General features: G+C 45.4%; 17 protein-coding genes, 1 other RNA gene and 1 other annotated feature. Of the genes, 16 read left to right on the plus strand and 2 right to left on the minus strand.

The genetic code is table 11. The features are described 5' to 3' along the window. Positions 1–31 precede the first annotated feature (31 nt). The 15 genes from eno (at position 32) to leuA (ending at position 18715) form a co-directional block, all read left to right on the plus strand. On the plus strand, positions 32–1324 hold the full coding sequence (gene eno, locus ACFVVF_RS19450; protein ID WP_387813254.1) for a phosphopyruvate hydratase: 1293 nt from the start codon (positions 32–34) through the stop codon (positions 1322–1324). Positions 1325–1596: 272 nt separating this feature from the next. Then, the gene (gene secG, locus ACFVVF_RS19455; RefSeq protein ID WP_387814268.1) at positions 1597–1833 is read left to right on the plus strand and encodes a preprotein translocase subunit SecG; all 237 of its coding nucleotides are present in this window, start codon (positions 1597–1599) and stop codon (positions 1831–1833) included. A gap of 179 nt (positions 1834–2012) precedes the next feature. Next, on the plus strand, positions 2013–5069 hold the full coding sequence (rnr, locus tag ACFVVF_RS19460; protein WP_387813257.1) for a ribonuclease R: 3057 nt from the start codon (positions 2013–2015) through the stop codon (positions 5067–5069). Positions 5070–5345: 276 nt separating this feature from the next. Continuing rightward, positions 5346–5546, plus strand: coding sequence for a cold-shock protein (locus tag ACFVVF_RS19465; RefSeq protein ID WP_028609190.1), 201 nt, complete (start codon positions 5346–5348; stop codon positions 5544–5546). A 538-nt stretch (positions 5547–6084) separates the two neighbouring features. Further along, entirely contained in the window at positions 6085–6567 is a 483-nt protein-coding gene (smpB, locus tag ACFVVF_RS19470) for an SsrA-binding protein SmpB (RefSeq protein WP_042168797.1), read from the plus strand. 216 nt (positions 6568–6783) lie between these two features. Further along, positions 6784–7148, plus strand: a transfer-messenger RNA (tmRNA) gene (gene ssrA / locus ACFVVF_RS19475). A gap of 749 nt (positions 7149–7897) precedes the next feature. Next, on the plus strand, positions 7898–8716 hold the full coding sequence (locus tag ACFVVF_RS19480; RefSeq protein ID WP_387813261.1) for a hypothetical protein: 819 nt from the start codon (positions 7898–7900) through the stop codon (positions 8714–8716). A 20-nt stretch (positions 8717–8736) separates the two neighbouring features. Further along, positions 8737–9330, plus strand: coding sequence for a restriction endonuclease subunit S domain-containing protein (locus tag ACFVVF_RS19485; protein WP_387813264.1), 594 nt, complete (start codon positions 8737–8739; stop codon positions 9328–9330). Beyond that, the gene (locus ACFVVF_RS19490; RefSeq protein WP_387813267.1) at positions 9327–10871 is read left to right on the plus strand and encodes a type I restriction-modification system subunit M; all 1545 of its coding nucleotides are present in this window, start codon (positions 9327–9329) and stop codon (positions 10869–10871) included. Before ACFVVF_RS19485 ends, ACFVVF_RS19490 begins: the two co-directional genes overlap by 4 nt. 481 nt (positions 10872–11352) lie before the next feature. Then, positions 11353–13032 (plus strand): ParB N-terminal domain-containing protein, encoded by a 1680-nt coding sequence (locus ACFVVF_RS19495; RefSeq protein WP_387813270.1) that lies wholly within the window; start codon positions 11353–11355, stop codon positions 13030–13032. 25 nt (positions 13033–13057) lie between these two features. After that, positions 13058–13978, plus strand: a complete 921-nt coding sequence (locus tag ACFVVF_RS19500; protein WP_387813273.1) for a ParB/RepB/Spo0J family partition protein — start codon at positions 13058–13060, stop codon at positions 13976–13978. Positions 13979–14145: 167 nt separating this feature from the next. Further along, positions 14146–14562 carry a hypothetical protein gene (locus ACFVVF_RS19505; RefSeq protein WP_387813276.1) on the plus strand — a complete coding sequence of 139 codons (417 nt, stop codon included), beginning with the start codon at positions 14146–14148 and terminating at the stop codon, positions 14560–14562. After that, positions 14501–15277, plus strand: a complete 777-nt coding sequence (locus tag ACFVVF_RS19510) for a HipA domain-containing protein (protein ID WP_387813279.1) — start codon at positions 14501–14503, stop codon at positions 15275–15277. The genes ACFVVF_RS19505 and ACFVVF_RS19510 overlap by 62 nt, the downstream gene beginning before the upstream one ends. 666 nt (positions 15278–15943) lie before the next feature. After that, entirely contained in the window at positions 15944–16474 is a 531-nt protein-coding gene (locus tag ACFVVF_RS19515; RefSeq protein WP_387814270.1) for a DoxX family protein, read from the plus strand. Positions 16475–16703: 229 nt separating this feature from the next. Continuing rightward, positions 16704–16975, plus strand: a binding site (T-box leader). 75 nt (positions 16976–17050) lie between these two features. Then, complete coding sequence (gene leuA, locus ACFVVF_RS19520; RefSeq protein ID WP_387813282.1) at positions 17051–18715, plus strand: 2-isopropylmalate synthase; 1665 nt, start codon at positions 17051–17053, stop codon at positions 18713–18715. Between the two features lie 158 nt (positions 18716–18873). Here the strand turns inward: leuA and ACFVVF_RS19525 are convergent, their stop codons facing one another. Further along, positions 18874–20628, minus strand: a complete 1755-nt coding sequence (locus tag ACFVVF_RS19525) for a methyl-accepting chemotaxis protein (RefSeq protein ID WP_387813285.1) — start codon at positions 20626–20628, stop codon at positions 18874–18876. Between the two features lie 333 nt (positions 20629–20961). Here ACFVVF_RS19525 and ACFVVF_RS19530 point away from each other — a divergent pair, with 333 nt between their 5' ends. Then, positions 20962–21525, plus strand: a complete 564-nt coding sequence (locus ACFVVF_RS19530; protein ID WP_387813288.1) for a tyrosine-type recombinase/integrase — start codon at positions 20962–20964, stop codon at positions 21523–21525. A gap of 63 nt (positions 21526–21588) precedes the next feature. On the opposite strand, the gene ACFVVF_RS19535 is transcribed toward ACFVVF_RS19530, so the two are convergent. Beyond that, the gene (locus ACFVVF_RS19535) at positions 21589–22275 is read right to left on the minus strand and encodes a universal stress protein (RefSeq protein ID WP_387813291.1); all 687 of its coding nucleotides are present in this window, start codon (positions 22273–22275) and stop codon (positions 21589–21591) included. Positions 22276–22367 lie beyond the last annotated feature (92 nt).

Genomic DNA, 22367 nt, shown 5'->3' on the forward strand with positions numbered 1-22367 from the left:
AAATCCAACATTTAAAAGGAGTGTTTCATTCATGTCTATCATCGTTGATGTATACGCACGCGAAGTGCTTGATTCCCGCGGGAATCCAACTGTTGAAGTAGAAGTATCCCTGGAATCCGGCGGCCAAGGCCGCGCTATCGTTCCATCCGGCGCATCCACTGGCGCTTACGAAGCTGTTGAGCTTCGCGACGGCGACAAAAGCCGCTACCTGGGTAAAGGTGTTATCACAGCAGTAGAGAACGTAAACACAATCATCGCTCCTGAAATCATCGGTCTGGACGCACTTGATCAAGTGGCAATCGACCGTAAAATGATCGAGCTTGACGGTACGCCTAACAAAGCGAAACTGGGCGCAAACGCAATTCTGGCTGTATCGATGGCTGTTGCACGCGCTGCAGCTGACGCGCTGAACGTATCCCTGTACACGTACCTGGGCGGCTTCAACGCTAAAACATTGCCAGTTCCAATGATGAACATCATCAACGGCGGCGAGCACGCTGACAACAACGTTGACGTACAAGAGTTCATGGTTCTGCCAGTTGGCGCTCCAACGTTCAAAGAAGCTCTTCGCATCGGCGCTGAAATCTTCCACAACCTGAAATCGGTTCTGAAAGACAAAGGCCTGAACACAGCTGTTGGCGACGAAGGCGGCTTCGCTCCTAACCTGGCTTCCAACGAAGAAGCAATCACAACAATCATCTCCGCTATCGAGCGCGCAGGCTACAAGCCAGGCGTTGACGTATTCCTCGGTATGGACGTTGCTTCGACTGAGTTCTACAAAGACGGCAAATACCACCTCGAAGGCGAAGGCAAATCGTTCACATCTGCTGAATTCGTTGACCTGCTCGCTTCGTGGGTTGATAAATACCCAATCCTTACAATCGAAGACGGCTGCTCCGAAGACGACTGGGAAGGCTGGAAGCTGCTTACTGACAAACTGGGCGGCAAAGTACAACTCGTTGGCGATGACTTGTTCGTAACGAACACTGAGCGTCTGTCCGACGGTATCGAAAAAGGCGTAGGCAACTCGATCCTGGTTAAAGTTAACCAAATCGGTTCCCTGACTGAAACATTCGACGCGATCGAAATGGCGAAACGTGCAGGCTACACTGCAGTTATCTCCCACCGTTCCGGCGAAAGCGAAGACAGCACAATCGCTGACATCGCTGTTGCAACAAACGCTGGTCAAATCAAAACTGGCGCTCCGTCCCGTACGGACCGCGTAGCGAAATACAACCAATTGCTTCGCATCGAAGACCAATTGGGTTCGACAGCTCAATATGCAGGCAAATCTGCATTCTACAACCTGAAAAACTTCAAATAAGACGGACCGGGCCCAGCCCGAATGTCTTTGAGAGAGAAGAGCATCCTGCGGGATGCTCTTTTTTTTGGCGTGGGGAGGAAAACGGGCATGCGGGCGGAACTCTTATTGAGCAGCGGAATTTGCAGGATTTTACGATGCGCAGCAGAGCTGCCGGGGCAAGGGCAAAAATGGATGAAGCAGGCAGGCGATCTAAACTATTGAATTCATAGATGGGCTATGCTACAATCGATTTATGTGTTTTTAACGGAGCTCCTGTGCTGGAGGTGGATGAAATGGAAATCTTTTTGAAAATATTGCTCGTAGTCTTCTCGGTCGGCTTGATCACGGTCGTTTTGCTGCAAAAGGGCAAAAGCGCTGGCTTGTCCGGTGCAATCTCCGGCGGTGCTGAGCACTTGTTCGGTAAACAGAAAGCACGCGGTCTGGATTTGTTCTTGCAACGTCTGACAATTGGACTTGCAGTCGGATTTTTCGTGTTGTCCCTTGTTGTTGCATACGTAGTGAAACTGTAGAAGTTGTACCGGAAAGCGGAAGGTGAAGCCTTCTGCTTTTTTTTGTTGCATTTTCCAGAATGCGCGGATGCGGACCCCGTATTTCGTGTATACTAAATGGTATATGATAATCTATCAACCGGCAGCAATGGATGCAAGTCATGATAGAACTACCGGTGCATGAGGTGAAAAGGATAACTATGATGCAAGAGCAGGAACTGCTTGATTTTATGCAGGAGACGGCGTATAAGCCGATGACTTACCAGGAGCTGGAGCAGCATTTCGGCATTGAGAATGCCGCGGAGTTCAAGCTTTTTTTGAAGATGCTTAATCAGCTCGAAGAGGAAGGAAAAGTCATCCGGACGCGCAATGAGCGCTATGGTGTTCCTGAGCGGATGAACCTGCTGAGAGGGAAGGTGCAGGCGCACGCGAAGGGCTTTGCTTTTCTGCTGCCTGACGAGAAGGACCACCCTGACGTTTATATACATGCCAATGATCAGAAAAGCGCGATGAACGGCGATATCGTGCTCGTCCGTATTACTTCGCAAAGCGAAAGCGGCGGCCGCCTGGAGGGCGAGGTTGTACGAATCGTGCAGCGTGCTGTCGTACAAGTGGTCGGCACATTCGAGAACCATGAGTCGTTTGGCTTCGTTATTCCGGATGATAAGCGGATTAACCGTGATATTTTCATCGCGAGAGGCGAATTTCAAGGAGCGGTTACGGGCCAGAAGGTCGTAGCGCGAATCGTGTCGTATCCTGAGGGCCGTGCGGCGGCAACAGGAGAAATTATCGAAATTTTGGGACATAAGAATGATCCCGGAATCGACATTTTGTCGATTATCCGCAAGCATCAGCTGCCGGAAAGCTTTACGGACGAGGTGATGGCGGAGGCGGAAGCCGCTCCCGATTCGATTACAGAGGAAGAGATCATTCAGCAGGGACGCCGGGATTTGCGTGACGAAGTCATCGTTACGATCGATGGCGAGGATGCGAAGGATCTGGACGACGCGGTTCATGTGAAACGGCTGGATAACGGCAACTATTTGCTGGGCGTTCATATCGCCGATGTCGGCTATTATGTGACAGAAAAGTCTGAGCTGGACCAAGAAGCGTTCCGGCGCGGCTGCAGCGTCTATCTGGTGGATCGCGTTATTCCGATGCTGCCGCACCGTTTGTCGAACGGTATCTGCTCGCTCAACCCGCAGGTAGACCGATTGACTTTGTCCTGTGAGATGGAGTTTGATGCGAAGACGCTGAAGCGGGTACGCCATGAGGTGTTCACGAGCGTCATTAAGACGAAAGAGCGGATGACATACTCCAACGTGCGCAAGCTGTTGACGGCGACTGAAGAAGAGCCGGAGACGGAGCTGAAGGAACGCTATGCCGATCTGCTTGATATGTTCAAGCTGATGGAAGAGCTGGCGATGAAGCTGCGGAAGAAACGGATGAAGCGCGGTGCGATCGATTTCGATTTCCAGGAGTCGAAGGTGATCGTGGATGAGCAAGGGAAAGCCGTCGATATCGTGAAGCGTGAGCGGTCTGTTGCGGAACAAATTATCGAGGAGTTCATGCTGTCGGCGAACGAGACGGTCGCAGAGCATTTTCATTGGCTGCGTGTACCGTTTCTGTACCGGATTCACGAGGACCCGGATCAGGAGAAGCTCCTTCATTTTATGCAATTTGCGTCGAATTTTGGCTATGTCGTGAAGGGCAAGGGCAATTCCGTCCATCCGCGTGCGCTGCAGACACTGCTGGAGGAGATCCACGGCACGAAGGAGGAGACGGTTATCTCGACCGTCATGCTTCGTTCGATGAAGCAGGCGAAATACGACGCGGAATGTCTCGGCCACTTCGGATTGGCTGCAGAGTTCTATACGCATTTCACGTCGCCAATTCGGCGGTACCCTGACTTGGTCATTCACCGTGTCATTCGCGAGGTGCTGGAGAACGGCGGCACGCTGCCTGAGAAGCGCCAGGAGGCGCTGGCAGCCCGCATGCCGGACTATGCACAGCATTCTTCCGAGCGGGAGCGCTTGGCTGTTGATGCGGAGCGGGATACGGACCGGCTGAAAAAATGCGAATACATGCTGGATAAGGTCGGAGAAGAGTTCAACGGCATTATTAGCAGCGTCACAAGCTTCGGCATGTTCGTCGAGCTGGACAATACGGTGGAAGGGCTTATTCGTCTAAGCGATTTGACTGACGACTACTACCACTTCCACGAGCTTCACATGGTGCTGATTGGCGAGCGTACTTCGAAGGTGTACCGCATTGGCGATGAAGTGAAGATCCGTCTGGCTCGCGTGAACATGGAAGAGTATACGATGGATTTCGAGATGGTCGATATGAAACCGCGAAGCGGGTTCAAAGGCGTAGCCGATGCCGGCTTCGGTGCAGGCCGCGGCGCGAAGAAGCGCGGCGGATTTGGCCGCAGCGGATCGGAAGATCGCGGACGCGGCGGGAAACGCGGCGGCGGCGGTGACCGCGCCAAAGGCGGCGTGGGCGCGCTTGCACCGGCCAAGGGCGGCAAGGCAGACCGTCGTGGCAAAGGCGGCAAAGGAGCCGCTGGCGCGTCAGGCGATGCGGCGAAGGGAAAAGGCGGCCGCGGCAATAATGATTTTATAGCATTGGGCATGCCAGGAGATGAGAGATCCGGCGGCCGGGGGAAAGGTGTTGCAGAAGTGAACGAAGCAAGAGATGAAGTGAACAAGAACGAGGGCGGCAAGCGCCGGCGCAGAGGCGCTGGAGCTGAGGGCGCGAACGGCGCTGCTGGCGCAGGCGCAGCGGCGGAGAGCTCGCCTTGGCGCAAGCCGGCGGAGCCGCTGGAGCCAGGCAGGCGTGTACGCGGCGGCAAAAGCGTGCCGCGTGTTGATATGTGGGGGCTGCCCATCCGTGAGGGCAGCAAAAGCTGGGGCGGCGACACGGGCGAGGATCCTCGCTCGGAGAGACGTGACAGCCGCGGCAGCCGGAGCGGCGGCGGTGGCCAAGGCGGCCGCGGGCGCAGCGGCGGCGCTAGAGGCGGCAAAGGCGCAGGTGCTGGCGCGGCTGGGTCGCGCGGCCAAGCAGGAGGCGCTGGCGCTGCAGGCGGAGGCCGGCCGAAGCAGGAGGCGGATGGCCAGCTTCAAGAAAAAAATAAACAAGTTTCGCCTGATGTGAATAATTCCGGGGCGGAAGGCAAGACTAAGAAGAGAAAGAAGAAAAACGGAGGCGGCGGCGGTAACGCGACTGCTGCGTTCGTACGCAAAAATCGAAAATAAATACCAGATGTTTACTTTACCCCCAAACATGGCGTTGCTGCTCGGGTCTGCCGGATTGCAGCGCCGTGTAATGGATAAGCTGGCAAAATATATTTAAGCTTGTCGCTTGCTTTTTGAATTTGGGTATAGTACACTCAAAGCAATTGATGATATGAACCTGAATTCACATATTGAAAAGGGTGTCATTAAAGTCATGAGACCTTTTCCAATGTGTGAATTTTTTGTTTAAAAACGAAACAGGCGCATATTAATTTTATTTTGTGGAGGTTTTTACACATGCAACAAGGTACAGTTAAATGGTTTAACGCAGAGAAAGGTTTTGGCTTTATCGAAGTTGAAGGCGGCAACGATGTATTCGTACACTTCTCCGCAATCACTGGCGAAGGCTTCAAAACTCTTGAAGAAGGCCAACGCGTTGAGTTCAACGTTGTTCAAGGCAACCGTGGACCACAAGCAGAAAACGTAGTTAAGCTGTAATAGCTTACTAACTGCGAGGAACCGTCCGGGCCATCTGGTCTGGGCGGTTTTTGTATAGACAGGACTTGACTTGATTGATTTGGAGATGCGGAGCAGCTCGGTTATTACAGGGGTAGTCAGTCTGTAGTTTGTAGGGGCAGTGAATTGCTCTTACTTACTTTGTGTAGTGGGCTGTATGTCCTCTGTATTATGCAGTCATCCGATTGCATCACCTGAGCGGTGCAGTTTGCTTAGGCAGCATGTAACAAAATGTAAAAGTACATTTTGATTGCGCTTTTATGGCTGATTTTCCGCCTCAAAATGCAAAAATACATTTGAATACCGTGAAAATGCACCAAACGGGCGATATTACGCGGATTCACCTGCACTTTTACATTTTGAACGCTAAAATGGGCTAATTTAGTCCAAACAAACTGTATATTTGCATTTTGTCTACCGGGCAGGGACTGGCGTTGCATTAGGCCCTTATTATTTGTTACAATGTATTCCTAACAGCGCTTACTTGAACATGTGGCGTAACGACGAAGGGGTGATTTCAATGGCAAGCAAGAAAAGCGACGGCAAGCAATTAGCGCAGAATAAGAAGGCTTCCCATGATTACTTCATCGAAGATACGTACGAAGCGGGAATCGTGCTTATGGGCACGGAGATCAAAGCGCTTCGCATGGGCAAGGCCAATATCGGCGATGCGTTCGCGACGATCCGGAACGGTGAGATGTTCATTCATAACATGCACATCAGCCCGTTTGAACAGGGTAACCGCCATAACCCGACTGATCCGACGCGTGCGAGAAAGCTGCTGCTGCACAAGCAACAAATTCATAAATTACTTGGACAATCCAAGCAGGAAGGCTACTCCATTGTGCCGCTGAAGATATATGTGCGCAACGGTTACGCCAAGCTGCTCATTGGCCTGGGTAAAGGTAAGAAACAGTTTGACAAGCGTGACACGGCTGCCAAACGCGACGCACAACGCGACATTCAGCGTGCGCTGCGTGAGAAGCAGAAGGTTGCCCGTTAGATGGTTTTAGAATGGATTCCAGCATCCTCCCTCCCTGCCAGTAAGAAGTTCGGCAGAGCGGGCGTGAATCGTGTTATACTAGGTATGTACCAATCAAGGATGGTTTGAAACAAGTCAGACATGCAATTAAGGCTGCATGATGCATTCGTGCTCGATAGATCGTTAGATCCGGGCTTCATGTGCTAATCGGCGTTAAGGAGCCGTTTATGCCGTATTGGGGGCGTTTATGGATTCGACGGGGATAGTACGAGCGCGGGTTGCGGGTAGCAGGGAGTCGTCTGCTTCATCAACGCTAAAGCCTATTAAATGGCAAACAACAAACAAACTACGCTTTCGCAGCTTAATAACCTGTGAGCGTGCTCCTACCTAGCATCGCCCATGTGACTAGACTAGGGGCTAACATGTAGTGGGATACGCCGTTCGGTCTCCGCCTGGGGTCGACGGAAGAAGATAATCAGGCTGACCCAACGCATAGCCGGTTACGGGGCGCTGCTCGGGTGACATCAAAACTGTGACTACACCCGTAGAAGCCTGTGTGGCGTTGTCTTCGGACAGGGGTTCAAATCCCCTCGCCTCCACCATCATCAAAGCCAGCCGCAAGAGGCTGGCTTTTTTGCGTGGAAAAGAGGGGGGGTCGATCCAGTCCGAAGGAGGACAATGGGGTACGTTCCGCGCGCAGGGAGCGAAGCGGATGAGCACGGCATCTCATTCTACCGCTAAGCACGTCATCGTCGAGTTTTCTTCGTCAGTAAATTTAATTAAGAATTGGATACTCCCCTCGCCCCCACTATGTAAAACCCCGACCGCAAGAGGTTGGGGTGTTTACTTTCTATGACCTGCAAACGAAGAATGACTTCTACATACTCAAAAACTGCAGTCTTTTACACCGCCCAATACCTTGACTAGTAAAATGTTTTAAGTATCCGCTAATCTGCCAATTTTTTCTCATCATCGTAGCAATATTAGGCCTTCAAATCTTCAATTGCAACCGAGTTCCTACGTCCTGCCCTTCACCCAATCCTTTAATTATTTTGACAAATTCAGACTAGTCTCGTTGCTTATTATAGATCTTATAATGAGTATATCCAATATAATTGCTATTGCGATAAATAGCAATTGATATATTGTTGATATAAGTGTATGATAGGGACTATAAGGTGATTATTTACAATAACAAAAAGGGAACGTGCACATCAAGCAGTGCAAGTTCCCTTTAGAAGAGCGGACCACGCGCAATCTCAGGCGCTGCGAGTGAATCCTGTGTATAATATTTATTGTTAATTAAGTATGCCATAAAACAACGTTTTTGTACAGAGAGAAGGTTTGAGCTATGGAAACTGCCGCGAATAATACGACTCTTTCCATTTTCTTTGATGAAAGTGGAAAACAGAATAATGCAGTCCAATTGATGGGCGCACTTTGCTTCCCGACGGATATTTATAAAAATGATGCATTAATTATGATGCACGAGTTGAATAACGAATATTCATTTCATTGGACTGATTATTCGGGTGATGCCAAGATGCGCAATGGTATCATCAAGTTATTCCAAGTGGCAGTGCAAATTGCACCGTACGCTCAATTGAATATTCTTCATTATCATTATAACCAAATCGAAGCAGACGCAATCCGGTTTGGATCCGGATTAAAAGCCGAGATTACAGAGTATACTGTATATACCAAATTCCCCGAGAGGATCATGTACGGATTGCTCAGAGAATACGATAAATCCTCTCAGTTGAACGCAGCTCTGTATATTGAGCATGCATATGAGTATGAACGGCTTGATTTAGCAAACTCATTGAAGAAACAACTAAACGCTCATGCCCTCTACAGGGGCGAGCCCTACTTCGTTTCAGAATGCAGTTACAAACGTAAAGGAGAGGAAATTGGGGTAGAACTTACAGATCTGTTACTCGGAATAGTAAGGACAATAATGGAAAATAGCGGATCGACCTCAAGGACTAAACGTGAACAACGAAATCTGATTATTAGATTGTACAAGATGGGGTTACTGGAATCCTTCATTCAGAACTTGTCTCTTTATGAATGGACAGGCCAATCCATTCTTACGGAGAGAAACTTCCAAACCTATATCAACCTTTTTATCGCTAAACATTTTGACGAATACAAGAGGATTGAAGTTTAAGTTATTGTGAGGTGAGGGGATTGTTAAATCTCGCTGATTACGGGAATGTTGTACAAGGAGCTAACTTATCCCGTGTACAGGCTACACCGGGCTTAAGTTCGGTTATGCTAATGCTTTATTCGATGAAAGAAATGAACGAAAGCTTGGGGAATGAAAATCGAAGTCATGATAAACCTCAAGAAATTCTTGTATCGGAAAACAAGGCAAAAGAACTGCCTGTAACCGATGAGAACATGGTTCTTCTTAACTTAATATCACACCGTGCGGCAACTGTAAGACTGGAATATATGGGTAGGCTCGTGCCGTCGAACTTTGCCATTATTAGAGTGAATGAAGCATTATATGCTCCTTATCTGGAGTGGTATTTGAATGAATCTCCTGAGAGCCGAAAATATTTGAGTGAAGCGACGCAAGGAACAACCGTGGCAGCGCTCTCAATTCAAAAACTTCGGGCATTACCTATGGTGGTACCTTCTTTTAAGGAACAGAAGATTATAGGAGATGTATATAGAAGTTTATTGAATAAAAAAAGATTATTGATGCAGCGTACCTACCTTGAAGAGAAAAGTATTAATCAACAATTGTGGTCTTACCTGCAGGAGGGTTTGAGATGATTTCTGCACAGCGATTCGAACTTCTTAATCGATTATGGTCACGGCTTGATTATTTGCGCGGATATTTGGAAGAATCAGCTATACGTGATTACTTCTTGGGAATTATATGTTATGGATACCTATCGCGGAATATCGAAGATCGAGTTAGTCATTTGCTGCGACATGATAAACGTTCATTTGAGGAAGCGTGGCAAGATGAAGAAATGCATGATGGTTTAAGGGAAGAGCTTATTTCGGCTCTAGGATACGTTATTGAACCTCAGTTCTTATTCTCGACCATGGTTAGTCAGATAAAGAAAAGTTTATTCAATGTCGAATGTTTTCAGTCAGGCATTGATTGTTTTAATCGCTCTATAATGGGGGCTGACAGCGAGCGCAGTCTGCAACATTTATTTATTGATATGGACATGTCCTCTTCCCTATTAGAACGTCTTTTGAAATCGGAATCTAATTTCATCCCTGACATTATGGTAACCATTCACGAAATCCTATTCTCAGATGACAGTATAAGCCCGGTACATTTTGGAGAGGCCTATGAATTTCTAATCTCTCGGTTTGCAGCGAACGCAGGTAAGAAAGCAGGGGAATTCTACACCCCCCCGGAAGTTTCTGCACTCATTGCTAAAATAGTAACGACAGGGAAAAACGAACTAAGGAATGTTTATGATCCAACTTGCGGTTCTGCTTCGCTTCTTCTAAGCATTGCGAAGGAAGTGAAGGTTGGACATTTTTACGGTCAGGAAAAAATGAGTACGATTTATAATTTAGCCCGAATGAATATGTTGTTACACGGGGTTACGTTTGATCGATTTGATATTCGTAACGATGATACGTTGGAGCAGCCTAGGCATATGGACATACGTTTTGAGGCGGTTGTGGCTAATCCCCCTTATAGCGCAAAATGGAGTGCAGGTCCGCATTTTTTAGATGATAAGCGTTTTGGTTCGTTTGGTGTGTTGGCCCCCCAATCGAAGGCTGATCTTGCATTTGTTCAGCATATGATTTATCAGTTGGATTATGAGGGTACACTAGCCGCCGTATTACCGCATGGAGTACTGTTTAGAGGAGGCTCAGAAGGGAAAATACGGTGTTTTCTCGTTGAAAACCAAAATTATGTGGATGCGATTATTGGATTGCCCCCTAACCTTATGTATGGTACAACAATTCCAGTATGTATCCTCGTCATGAAAAAGAGTCGTGGAACAAACGAGAAGATCCTGATTGTTGACGCTTCTCATGATTATGAGAGTGGAAGACCTCAGCACCAACTGAGGGACTTGGATGTTAATAAAATTGCCGATACCTATATTAACAAGAAACAAATCGAACATTATTCCTATCTGGCTACGTTGAATGAGTTGAGAGATAACGACTATAATTTGAATATTTCGAGGTATATCGATAAGGATATAGAGGAAGAGATGATCGACATTAAAACTGTCGAACTGCAGCTAGGGGAAATTGATCGAAAAACAGCAGAGATCGATGCTGAAATAAAATCTAAATTAAAAGAACTAGGCATCGTTTATCAAAATCGTTAAATTAGTTTCTGGCTGATTGCTCGAAGTGCCTACGGAGAGGAAGACAAGTCTTTAGAGAGGATGACAGTCATCTCTCGAAACAACCTAATCATAACACTTCGGCGAATTGTGGTTTTGCATATCCACGGTTCGCCTCCACCAATATGTAGAACCCCAACCGCATGAGGTTGGGGTTTTTGCTGTTCCTCGATATTTCGCTTCCGATAAACTTCATGATTTCTGGAATGCCTCGATCAGTACCACACGAATCTTTAGATATAAGAAGCTTGGAGCGGACAATGGTATGACGTTGGTACAGCATTTTGGATAAACACTGCTCTCTCCTTCTGTTTGACGAGTATTAAGGTGAAATAATTGTAGTAAAATGTTGGAAAAATCGAGATACTGTTGTCTTATTGGAACCTTTGCCGAATGCAAGATTTCCGACGATTTATAAATTATAATCTGCCTAGATACTCGTGTGGTGAGGGGAGGATAACCTTTGAATCAGCCTGTATGTAGGGAATCAACTATCGAAGAAATCGTAGAGAGATATGCAGGAAACGTAAGAAGAACAGCAAGAAAATTTGTTAATGTTAGAATGCTCTATGACAAATGGCTTTTTGAAGACTTGATACAGCAAGGGTTTTTAGGACTCATTGAAGCGTACCCCAAATTTGACTTTAGTAAAGGGAAAGACCTTTTTTGGCGTTACGCCTATAAATTTGTAAAGGGCAAGATGATAGATTTTACAATACAGCACTATAACTATATACGACCCAGTAAAAAAATGAATAGCCTGATTCTGGAAATAAAAAGAAGAGATTTAATAGGGCGATCACCTTACCACATATCTCAGGCAATAGGTTGCTCCTATAGAATGGCTGCAGAAGCGATAAATTTTTTATTGATAAGACGTACGATTTATCTTCATGAACCAGCCACAAAAAACCAGTGGAATTCTGGTGATGATCAAATCATTGATACTGTACCGGCTGAAGAAAATCAGGACGAGTTGTTTCAGATAGAAAGCAGAAGTGAGTTTTCGGAGATGGAACAAAAGATTTCATTCATGCTAATTAACGGCTACAGCAGAGAAAATATAATTGAGCATTGCAATATTCCTGCAATCCAATTAAAAAAGAATATTGATGAAATTTTAAAAAAGTGTGGGCTAGATAACCAAAAAATCACAAATAGGAACGAGGAGTTGCTAATGCAAATTTCTGTGCTGGAGGAAGATAGAGAGGATAGAAACATAGTGGAAAATATTGAGAAGAAGAACTTTGAATGGATTGAAGTCGAATTAATCAGTGCCAACCCAAGTAATCCAAGAAAGGATTCGGCAGTCAACACAGAACAACTGCAAGAAACGCTAATATCCAAGGGGTGGGAGGAACCGGTAACCTGTTATAAAAGAGGGCAATATTATATTTTATTGGCAGGCCATCGTCGCTTGAACGCCGCAAAACAATTGGGACATTACAAGATCCCAGTGTTTGTTGTAGAGCCTCCGGCAACTACTGCAGAAGAAAAAGATCGACTAGGATCATTGCAGAGTATCCAGGTAGATTGGACACCGTATGAAATAGCAAAAAACATTTATGATCGCTGGATCTATGCCGGTGGAATATCATACGCGGAATTCGCAAAAAAAGTGGGTCTCCCTAAATCAAAGGTGGAAGCTAAAATACGTGTATATAAATATTATCTACGCGTTGAAATTGAGGATAAATTAACAAATGGAATGTATTCAATTACTATGCTGGATTACATCCTAATATGGATTAAGCGATTAGTACAATATCAACCTGATTATGTGGAATCAATGACCGAAGAATTTATCAGGAAACAAATGTTAACGAAATACGAAAATAAATGCTTCAATAGTCAAATCGCTAATGATAGGTTTTTTGTATGCAAGGCTACTTCTAAAGAGATATTTTCATTTCTTTCGGACACAACAAAAACATTACGACAGTCAGAAATTGAATTGACTATTGCACTAGCAGAGAAAGAACGTAATAACGAAAAGATTTATCAGCTATTGGATGACTCGCTAGAAGCCATTAAAAATATTGAATGGAATGACCACAAAGAAGCAAAGCAATTGATGGGCGTGATGGATAAGTTAATACATAACATCAATGCTAAGAGCATTGAATTAAAAGGGGGATTATGATATGGAATTCTCCTCAAGTTTTATAATGGCAGATATTAAAGACGTTATTCCTAACCCTTTAAACCCACGAACGAATACTGCTATTAAGACAGATGAGATGCAACGGGTGATTAGAGAAAAGGGGTGGGAAGTGCCTATAACTTGCTATCAAAGAGGGGACCAATACATTGTTTTATCTGGCCATCGAAGATTGGAGGCAGCCAAAAAATTATCGCATAAGAAGATACCTGTATATCTGGTAGAAGCTCCAAAGACCAAAGAAGAAGAACAAGAAAGGCTTGGTTCTGTACAAGGAGGGAAAACAGATTGGAGTGTATATGAATGGGCAAAGCATACGTATGATATGTGGATATATTGGGAGAAGTGCTCATTTAGTGAGCTTGCGCGAAAAATGAATAAAAGTTGTGCATTTGTTTCTCTAAGAGTACAAATATTTAATTATTATCCGCACTCAGAAATTGAAGATAACTTGAAAAATAATAAATATTCTATTTCTATTCTATCGTATTTAATGAAGTGGTTGAATACTCTATCTAGGTTAAAGCCAGAGTTCGTAGAACATTTTAAATTAGAAATGATAAGAACAACAATGTTGTCGAAGATTGAAAAGGGACTCATAGGAATTTTGGATCTTAAAAGCGATTCATTCATTCACAAAGCCAGCGATGAGCAAGTAAAGTTCTTTTTACAGGACCCTAATAAGAAAATGTCGGAAGCACTACACGAAATAGACGGGTACATCGAGAGATTCAGAGGCAAAAGCAAAATAAAAGCATATGTTAGTGATATTAACAATGCGAACGACCTTATTAAGAGATTAAATTCTGCAGGTAGTGTAGATGAAAAAACAAGGATACAGGAGATATTAAATGATTACAGTAGTATAATTCTTGATATTAAAGCAAAATTGCAAGATTGTATAAACGATAAAGCATCCATAATATAAGAACAATTAAAAATAACCGTGATACTCCTTTGAGAGAGCTACGGTTATTTTTGTTGTCGGACAACTTATTAAATAATCAAAGATTAAATAGATTGAATGATATAATAGTTTTCAAATAATATCTTAGAATGGAACTGAATGATTCTATTTGTTGGAGGTTGGACAGGATGAACTATAAAGCATTTATTTCTCCCACTTCCCAGTTTGAGGTGTTAGAGCACGATCAAGTAATCGCTAAAGTTAAACTAGATTACTCGAATCAGAACGTTGAGGTCTGGCAAGATGACAAGGTGTCGCCCGTCTTTTTGCCTTTCCCAGGTAAGAAAAAAGTGCTTGTTAGTGATGTGCTAGATTATTTCGAGTCGCGTTGTTTACCACGTACTCGGCATCATATCGATAAAGTGCTGCAATCTTTAGGACTGAGTGATTATGTACCAGCCGATATAGTTAAAAAAACACATGGTGTATTATATGATGACTACGTGTGGATTCGATTCGCTGGTGAGGAGTTGACGTGTGCTGATGTCCATCCCCGTTTTGCAAGTGAGCAAGGATTTTCGTCAAACTTTTGTGAGCAGCAGTAAGGGCGATCAACTGAAATGGAAAATGGGAAACATATGGGGTAAGGCTGATAAATTTGGCTATGAAGGTCTGGCCGAATGGGTAGCATACGAAATGATTAAACGCTCAAATATTCAACCCCAATTAGTAGTTCCCTATAGCCAGTGTATATTGAGAGAAGATTACGGTAGTGATTACCAGGGATGTTATTCTGATGATTTCCTCAACCCAGGAGAGAGTCTTATTTCTCTGCATCGGCTTCTAGAAAGTTACGGTGTTAAATTTGATGATGTAATTCGCGACCAGAGCACACGTGATTCGATCCTTTTCATTGTTGAGTTTCTTCGTAATGAAATTAATTTGGACACTTTAGATTACTTCTCAATAATGATGGAGCTAGATGCTTTTTTGTTAAATGAAGACCGTCACTTAAACAATATTGCTTTTATTCATGGATCAACCGGCTATAGACTTTGTCCATATTTTGATCATGGTTTGAGTCTACTATCAGATATAACGGATTATCCCTTCACTATGCCTACAGATGTGGCTTTACGGAATGTCAAGGCCAAACCATTTAATAGAGATTTTTCAAAACAAGCACGTGCTTTGGAGTCTATCCTTCAATTTGATCGTGCCTCAGTCCTACAATTTATTGAGCAACATGATGAAGAACTTGGGAGAGTTTCGAAAATCCTAAGAATGCAAATACTCAAGTATGAGTATTTATTTGTTTAAAGATATTTAAGTAGTGTGGTACAGTGGATTGCTGCGATAGAAATGAGGCAGGAATGGAGAAAGTGAAGAACCCTGCACGGCGACGGAGCGCAAATCGGGGAGCGAACGCTCTTATGCATCTGCCTACGAGAAATAGGCAAGGTTGCGTCGTTTGAATGAAATTTTCAAGGACGCACTCGGTTTTTTCGCAAAAGACTGGAACTTCGAACGATGACGGATGGGAAGAATTGTGGATTTGCGAATCTTCGACGTGACTTTTCGCAAAGCTATCCTCGGTTATATGCCTATCCTCATCTTTTTCTGCTCGATTTGGGCGAAGCGCCCGTTGTGCCAATAAGAGTGGTTTCTTTCTTGAGTGAAGCACTCCCGATCAGATCCCAAACTGGACGATTATCAAACTATACCGATTCTTTTGAGCGTTCACAATGTTGTGAAATTTTTCACATTCATATCGATTAATGTATGTTATATTAAAGGTGCAAGGAGAAAGCAATACATAACACAAAGAAGAAGGGAAGAATGTATCATGGCAAATCACATTCATAAGCTTTTCTGGTTTGAGCGATCTAGTCTTTCTTTGAATCCTAATTTATCGAGTAAAAAAGAAGTTACGGTATCTTTTTAAGATAGTATGTGAAAAAAATCACAATAAAATCGGAGATGATTATTATGTTAGCATGGCTAAGAACTAATAAATATGTTGCAATGCTTATGGTCTTCGTTCGTGTCTATCTCGGTTATCAATGGATCGAAGCGGGCTGGCACAAATTAACGGGCGGATTCGATGCTGCCGGGTTTTTGACAAACGCAATCAATAACCCGATAGCAGATAAAACGACTCATGAATTGGTTTATCCGAACTTTGTATACTTCATCGAGCACTTCGCGATGCCGAACGTAAAGCTCTTTAACTTTATCATTCCGCTCGGCGAACTCCTCGTAGGGGCTGGGTTGATTCTTGGGGGATTGACGGCTGCAGCAGCCTTCTTCGGACTCTTAATGAACTTCATGTTCATGTTCGCTGGCACGCTAAACACCAACCCATGGCTTGTTCTTCTCGGAGGAATCGTGCTCTTTGCAGGCACAAACGCAGGACGGTATGGATTGGACTACTACCTGCTCCCGCTATTGCGTAAAGTACTCAAGTTTAAGAAATTAGGTGGGGACGGGAAAATGACTCCTGCCGGCACTGCATAAGCCCACTAACTCATTTGCTTTAAGCAAAAAAACGAACCTCCTCGTGCAATCTACACGATGGGGTTCGTTTTTCGATTTTCCGCTATAAAATCTGCCTATTCTGCGCATGCTTAGTTTGATGCCGGGAAGTTGCCAGTAAGGTATCAAAAATAAATTAGCTGTTTAGCCCGTCAGAGGACTTGCTAAGACAGCCGTTGTAGTATAGCATAGAGATAACGTATTTATATTTCTAATGACTACGAAGAGGAATAGTAAAGCTTTCCATGCGTCCAGAGAGCTGTTGGTCGTTGCGAAACAGTCGCGGAAGAAGCTTGAACTCGCCTTGGAGTTGCTCGCTGAACAAGTCAGTAGGCGGAGCCGGATTCCTGACCGTTATCATCAGGAGGTATGAGATTTGCCGCTGCTTGCAGCCTGCGAATTTCTATCTGTAGAGTGCATGCTATAACAAGCATGAATTTCGGAGTGGTACCGCGTAAGATGTTCAAGTCTTTCGTCTCTGTTTTAAGGAGATGAGAGGCTTTTTTTGTTTATTTTATATTCCACACAATAATGACCATAAGGAAGGGAAGACCACCGATGAAAAATGTTGAGAAATATGCCAGAGGATATTATATGCCGCCGCAAACCAGCCTGAAATGGACGCAAAAGGAATACGTCACCGAGGCGCCGATCTGGTGCAGTGTTGACCTTCGTGACGGCAACCAGGCGCTGATTGTGCCGATGAATCTGGAAGAGAAGCTGGAATACTTTAAAGTTCTCGTCGACATCGGCTTCAAGGAAATCGAAGTCGGATTTCCAGCCGCATCGGAGACGGAATTCACCTTCCTGCGCACGTTGATTGAGCAAAACCTGATTCCGGAAGACGTAACGATTCAAGTGCTGACCCAGTCGCGGGAGCATATTATTCGCAAGACGTTTGACTCCTTGAAAGGCGCTCATAAAGCGGTTGTGCATCTGTACAACTCGACTTCGCTGGCACAACGGGAGCAGGTATTCCGCAAGTCTAAAGAAGAAATTATCGAAATCGCCGTAACCGGTGCGAAGCTGGTGAAGCAATGTGCAGAAGAAACGGAAGGCAACTTCCAATTTGAGTATTCGCCGGAAAGCTTCACAGGTACGGAAATCGAGTTTGCGCTCGAGATTTGCAACAAAGTATTGGATGTGTGGCAGCCGACAGCGGAAAATCCGGTGATCATTAACCTGCCGGCAACGGTATCCATGTCGATGCCGCATGTTTACGCTAGCCAGATTGAATATATGAGCGAGAACTTGAGCTATCGCGACAATGTCATTTTGTCCGTACACCCGCATAATGACCGGGGCACAGGCGTGGCAGATGCTGAGCTCGGTATGCTGGCCGGTGCGCAGCGCGTAGAAGGTACGCTGTTCGGCAACGGCGAGCGTACGGGTAATGTCGACGTCGTTACGCTTGCTCTGAACATGTATTCGCACGGCGTTGATCCGAAGCTGAATTTCGACAACCTGCCGGAGATTCTGGCTGTGTATGAGCGGTTGACGAAGATGCGCGTAAGCGAGCGTCATCCGTACGGCGGCGAGCTTGTCTTCACAGCTTTCTCTGGTTCCCACCAGGATGCGATTGCCAAAGGCATGAAATGGCGCGAGGAGAAAGAGCGCCAGCACTGGTCCGTTCCGTATTTGCTTATCGATCCGAAAGACATCGGCAGACAGTATGAGGGCGATATTATCCGCATTAACAGCCAATCTGGCAAAGGCGGTATCGGTTACGTGCTGCATCAGAAATACGGCCTGGATCTTCCGGCAAAAATGCGTGAGCATTTCGGTTATGTTGTGAAGAACGTATCCGATCATCAGCAAAAAGAGCTGATGCCGGAAGAAATTTACGACATTTTCAAGAGCGAATACGTGAATCTGCGCACGCCTGTAGAGTTCGTCAAGTATCGGATCAAGGAAGACGATAATGAGTTCGAGACGATCGTGACCATTCGCGTCGGCGGCGAGACGAAAGAAATTACGGGTAACGGCAACGGCAGGCTGGATGCTATCAGCAATGCGCTGCAAACCGAGCTGGGCTTTGATTATTCCGATTTGTTGTACACCGAGCATGCGCTCGAAATTGGTTCGAAATCGCAGGCTGTATCCTATATCGGCATTAAAGCGACGAACGGAACTTCCTATTGGGGCTGCGGCATCGACGCTGACATCATGGTATCCTCGGTCAAAGCGCTGTTCAGCGCTGTAAATCATCTGATCGGCGAGTAAGCTGATCTAATACTAACAAACAACACTATTCAATACCCCCGGCGAATTGCGGTTTTGTACAATCACAGTTCGCCCCCACCAATAAGTAAAACCCCGACCTTCTTAAGGCCGGGGTTTTTGCTTTTCTTATGCTTTTCAACTTGATAGCCGTAGTAGCACTACAGCTTAAATTTCAGCACCGCTTCTTCCAGGCCGGTCGTTCGGGTCTCTAGCTGCTTGGTCGTATCAGCAATGCGTTCCGTGGCCTTCAGCTGTTTGGCTGACATCGATTGGACCGCTTTCGCGTTTTCTGCAGCCATTACGGAGATTTGAGAAATTTGCTCGACAGATGCCGCGACTTCCTCAGAGCCGGCCGATATCTCCTCGGCGGCTGCCGTTATATCTTGAATCTGGCCGTTGACGATCAGGAACCGGTCAGCCGTATGGTTGAACAGCGATTCGACTTGATGGAATAGCTCTTCGCTCCTCGCCATCTCATCACTTTCCTTCAGCATCCATGCTCCGATTTGTGCGGATTCCTGCTGGATTTGCTGCAGAAGCGAAGTAATATGCGCCGTGGAAACCGAAGAGGCCTCCGCTAGCTTGCGCACTTCCCCTGCAACGACGGCAAAGCCCGAACCGTGCTCGCCAGCTCTAGCTGCTTCTATTGAAGCGTTAAGCGCAAGCAGCTTTGTGAGGTCGGCAATGCTGGCAATGGATTGGAGGGCAGGCTCGATCTCTAGCATGTAAGTATTCAGCGCTTGTACAGACACCGTTGTCTGCTTAACGACCTGGGACATGAAAGCGACTTGCTCCTTCAATCCGTGGATGGAGCTGCGCCCGTGCTCTACCGTATCTAATGCTTCACCAGAAGCATTGGATACATCGGCGGAAGCCTCGGACACCCGCTGGATGGCAAGCGTAATCTCCTCCATCGATTTTGCGCTGTCTTTGGACGCGATACGCTGGTGCTGGGCTCCATCTGCCAGTTCCGTCATGGATTGCTCAAGCTGCTGGTTTAAGGAGACCAGTTGTTGTACCTCCAAGCTGAACTGCTCGGTGGAATGGACGAGATCATCCGTCGTTTCCTTAATATTGCCGAGGACATCTCCAAGGGTGCCTCCCAGCCGCTCTAGCATTTTGTTCATAGCGGAATATGCCTGTCCGATCTCATCACTGGACTTCACGTTTCTAGAGAGCAGGAGCGCTTTCGCTTCTGCAAGATCGCCGCGGGCGGTTGCTTCCGCACTGCCTACGATAAGACGCAAAGGCCGCAGAGAATAGGACATGAACCATGCGATCAGAATAAAGATAAGCAAGGTTAAGCTTCCCATGAGTATAAATAAGGGGATGCTATTCTTCATGATTTCCTGATGAATCGTGGCTGCAACGGATACACTGGTATCGATCCCTAGCATACCGATAACCGTTCCATCGGAGTCGCGAAGAGGCGTATAGGAAGAAATATAATCTCCGTACTCGGGATTGCGGATCACATCCGTCTTCGATGATTGTCCGCTCAGCAACGCCCCAACAGAGGCAGTGGGCACATCGGTGATTTCCCCAATCGGCGATGCGGAATCCGATCCTCGCGGCTGGCCGTCAATGAGCAGAATAGATTTCCCTTCGTCGTCGATCATAAAGGTGTATACATACTGCGCGCCGATTTGCGAACGGAATCCATCTATCTCTGCGCGAATGCTCCAATACAGATCATTCTCCGTAGGATCCTTCAGAAATTGTTTGTAAGCGTTTAAGTCAAATCGCTGCGCATAGGCTTCGGCAACGTGAATACTAAAGTTGCCGATTGTTTCATTGCTAGCCTTCTTGGTGTTCTGGACTTGCATGTAAATGAAAGTGGCGGACAAAATGATAAGCAGCACCAGAATGCTAATGGATAATTTTACTGCCAGGCGGTTTTTAAGTTTTAGCATGAAGCTGTTCCTCTCCCTAGGTCTCCTAGTTCCCCTGATTGTCAATCGACACTAACTTCAAATGTTGCATGATATGCTCCATTCCATTATCCTACAATTTCCTTTGGTAGTTGTCGACAAATATCGTCAACTGTACAAATTGCGAGCAGTGTATCGCAGCTTGCTGACTAGGTTATTGCCTGACTGGGTATCATGTTCAATTGAAAGCTTCTTATGCAGCATTATGCATGCTTTTCGTCAAATTTTTTTCTTAAATTAACTGAATTTTTAATTGTGATGTTACTTAATATCTGATACCCTTAAATTAAGTAACATTATTCGGAGGGATTCTCTGTGCAATTTGTTAATCCAATTCGGGACGTCAAAACCATAGAAGCGATGAAAGAGGAGTTGAGAAAACACTCCGTAAGGGATCTGCTGCTTTTTGTATTGGGCATTAACACCGGGATTAGTCTTCTTGATTTGCTCAGTCTTACTGTACAGGACGTTTGGGATGGCCAGAATGCCAAGCAGTTCCTTTATATTAAGGATGAAAAGACAGGAGAGGAAAAGGCCTATTACTTAAACCATAAGATCGCGGAGATACTAAACGAGTATTTATCAAGTGAAGATTGGAAGCCTGAGGATTATTTGTTTAAATCCAAAAAGGATTGTCGTCCTATCACCCGTCAGCAGGCGTACCGGATTATTAACCACTCGGCAAGGGAGGTAGGCATATCGGAGAAAATCGGCACCCATACGCTTCGGAAGACTTTTGGCTACCATGCGTACTACAGAGGAGTTGCCATCTCCATCTTAAAATCGATCTTGCATCATCATTCCACGGCAGAGACGCTAAAGTATCTGGGAATTGACAAGACCGAGAAGCGGGTCATTAAAGTGGATGTTAATTTATAAATGATCTGTGTTTTGAAAATAACAAAAAAAATCTCCGCTTGAAATATGCGGAGAAGGCTACTTTTATTTATTTAAAGAGTCGTCCAGACCCAAAGCTGTATTGATATCTACATTTGTTAGTTCAGTAACAACCCCGTCAATTACGAGAACATGTAAAGTTGAAGCATCTTTCATAAAACGGAAAATCCCGTTATCGAAATCGGTATCCACTTCTTTGAAGAAAATGCCTTCATATTCTGTATCTTTTCCGTGACTGAAGCTTAGCTGATATTGTTTACCGTCTTTGACCAAATAGGCACGAATTCCCTTTTGATAATTGCCTTCTTCATCCCGAATATAACGGGCAACGGAAACGATATGCAGATCAACAAAGGGGATCTCGCGCACCAAAGTATTAATGATGGATCCCTTCGTAATTTGCTCCCATCGGCTGTGCGCTGTCTGGCCAAGAATGATCTGTGTAATGTTGTTATCCCTAGCTACTTCTGCAATGACTTTAGAGACAGGGCGGCTTTCATTATCCTTCATAATAAATTGAGCCGTAGCGTTAGAATGGGCATATTCTTTCCATTGTTCGATATAAAATAACTTCTCAGCATCCAGTTCATCGAATGGTTTTGGGTCAATGGTCAATATATACAGCGGAGCTTTCATTATATTAGCGATTGCACAGCCACGTTTGATTAGTCTTTCACTATTGGGACCATAATAAACGCAAACAAGAATGCTCTCATTATATACGTTAATCACTTTAAAAATCTCACCTCAATGTTTGTATTAGGACTCCATAAACTATGTAAGACTATAGTTGATGTTGCGAGAAGAGTCAACCTGTAGATACG

It is taken from the genome of Paenibacillus sp. NPDC058174 (assembly GCF_042883865.1).
Taxonomy (GTDB): Bacteria; Bacillota; Bacilli; order Paenibacillales; family Paenibacillaceae; genus Pristimantibacillus.

Coding starts and splice junctions, on each gene's coding strand:
- smpB (WP_042168797.1), top strand. CDS start 6,085: ATGGCAAGCAAGAAAAGCGACGGCAAGCAATTAGCGCAGAATAAGAAG.
- ACFVVF_RS19500 (WP_387813273.1), top strand. CDS start 13,058: ATGGCAGATATTAAAGACGTTATTCCTAACCCTTTAAACCCACGAACG.
- eno (WP_387813254.1), top strand. CDS start 32: ATGTCTATCATCGTTGATGTATACGCACGCGAAGTGCTTGATTCCCGC.
- secG (WP_387814268.1), top strand. CDS start 1,597: ATGGAAATCTTTTTGAAAATATTGCTCGTAGTCTTCTCGGTCGGCTTG.
- ACFVVF_RS19505 (WP_387813276.1), top strand. CDS start 14,146: ATGAACTATAAAGCATTTATTTCTCCCACTTCCCAGTTTGAGGTGTTA.
- ACFVVF_RS19490 (WP_387813267.1), top strand. CDS start 9,327: ATGATTTCTGCACAGCGATTCGAACTTCTTAATCGATTATGGTCACGG.
- leuA (WP_387813282.1), top strand. CDS start 17,051: ATGAAAAATGTTGAGAAATATGCCAGAGGATATTATATGCCGCCGCAA.
- ACFVVF_RS19525 (WP_387813285.1), bottom strand. CDS start 20,628: ATGCTAAAACTTAAAAACCGCCTGGCAGTAAAATTATCCATTAGCATT.
- ACFVVF_RS19465 (WP_028609190.1), top strand. CDS start 5,346: ATGCAACAAGGTACAGTTAAATGGTTTAACGCAGAGAAAGGTTTTGGC.
- ACFVVF_RS19510 (WP_387813279.1), top strand. CDS start 14,501: ATGTCCATCCCCGTTTTGCAAGTGAGCAAGGATTTTCGTCAAACTTTT.
- ACFVVF_RS19480 (WP_387813261.1), top strand. CDS start 7,898: ATGGAAACTGCCGCGAATAATACGACTCTTTCCATTTTCTTTGATGAA.
- rnr (WP_387813257.1), top strand. CDS start 2,013: ATGATGCAAGAGCAGGAACTGCTTGATTTTATGCAGGAGACGGCGTAT.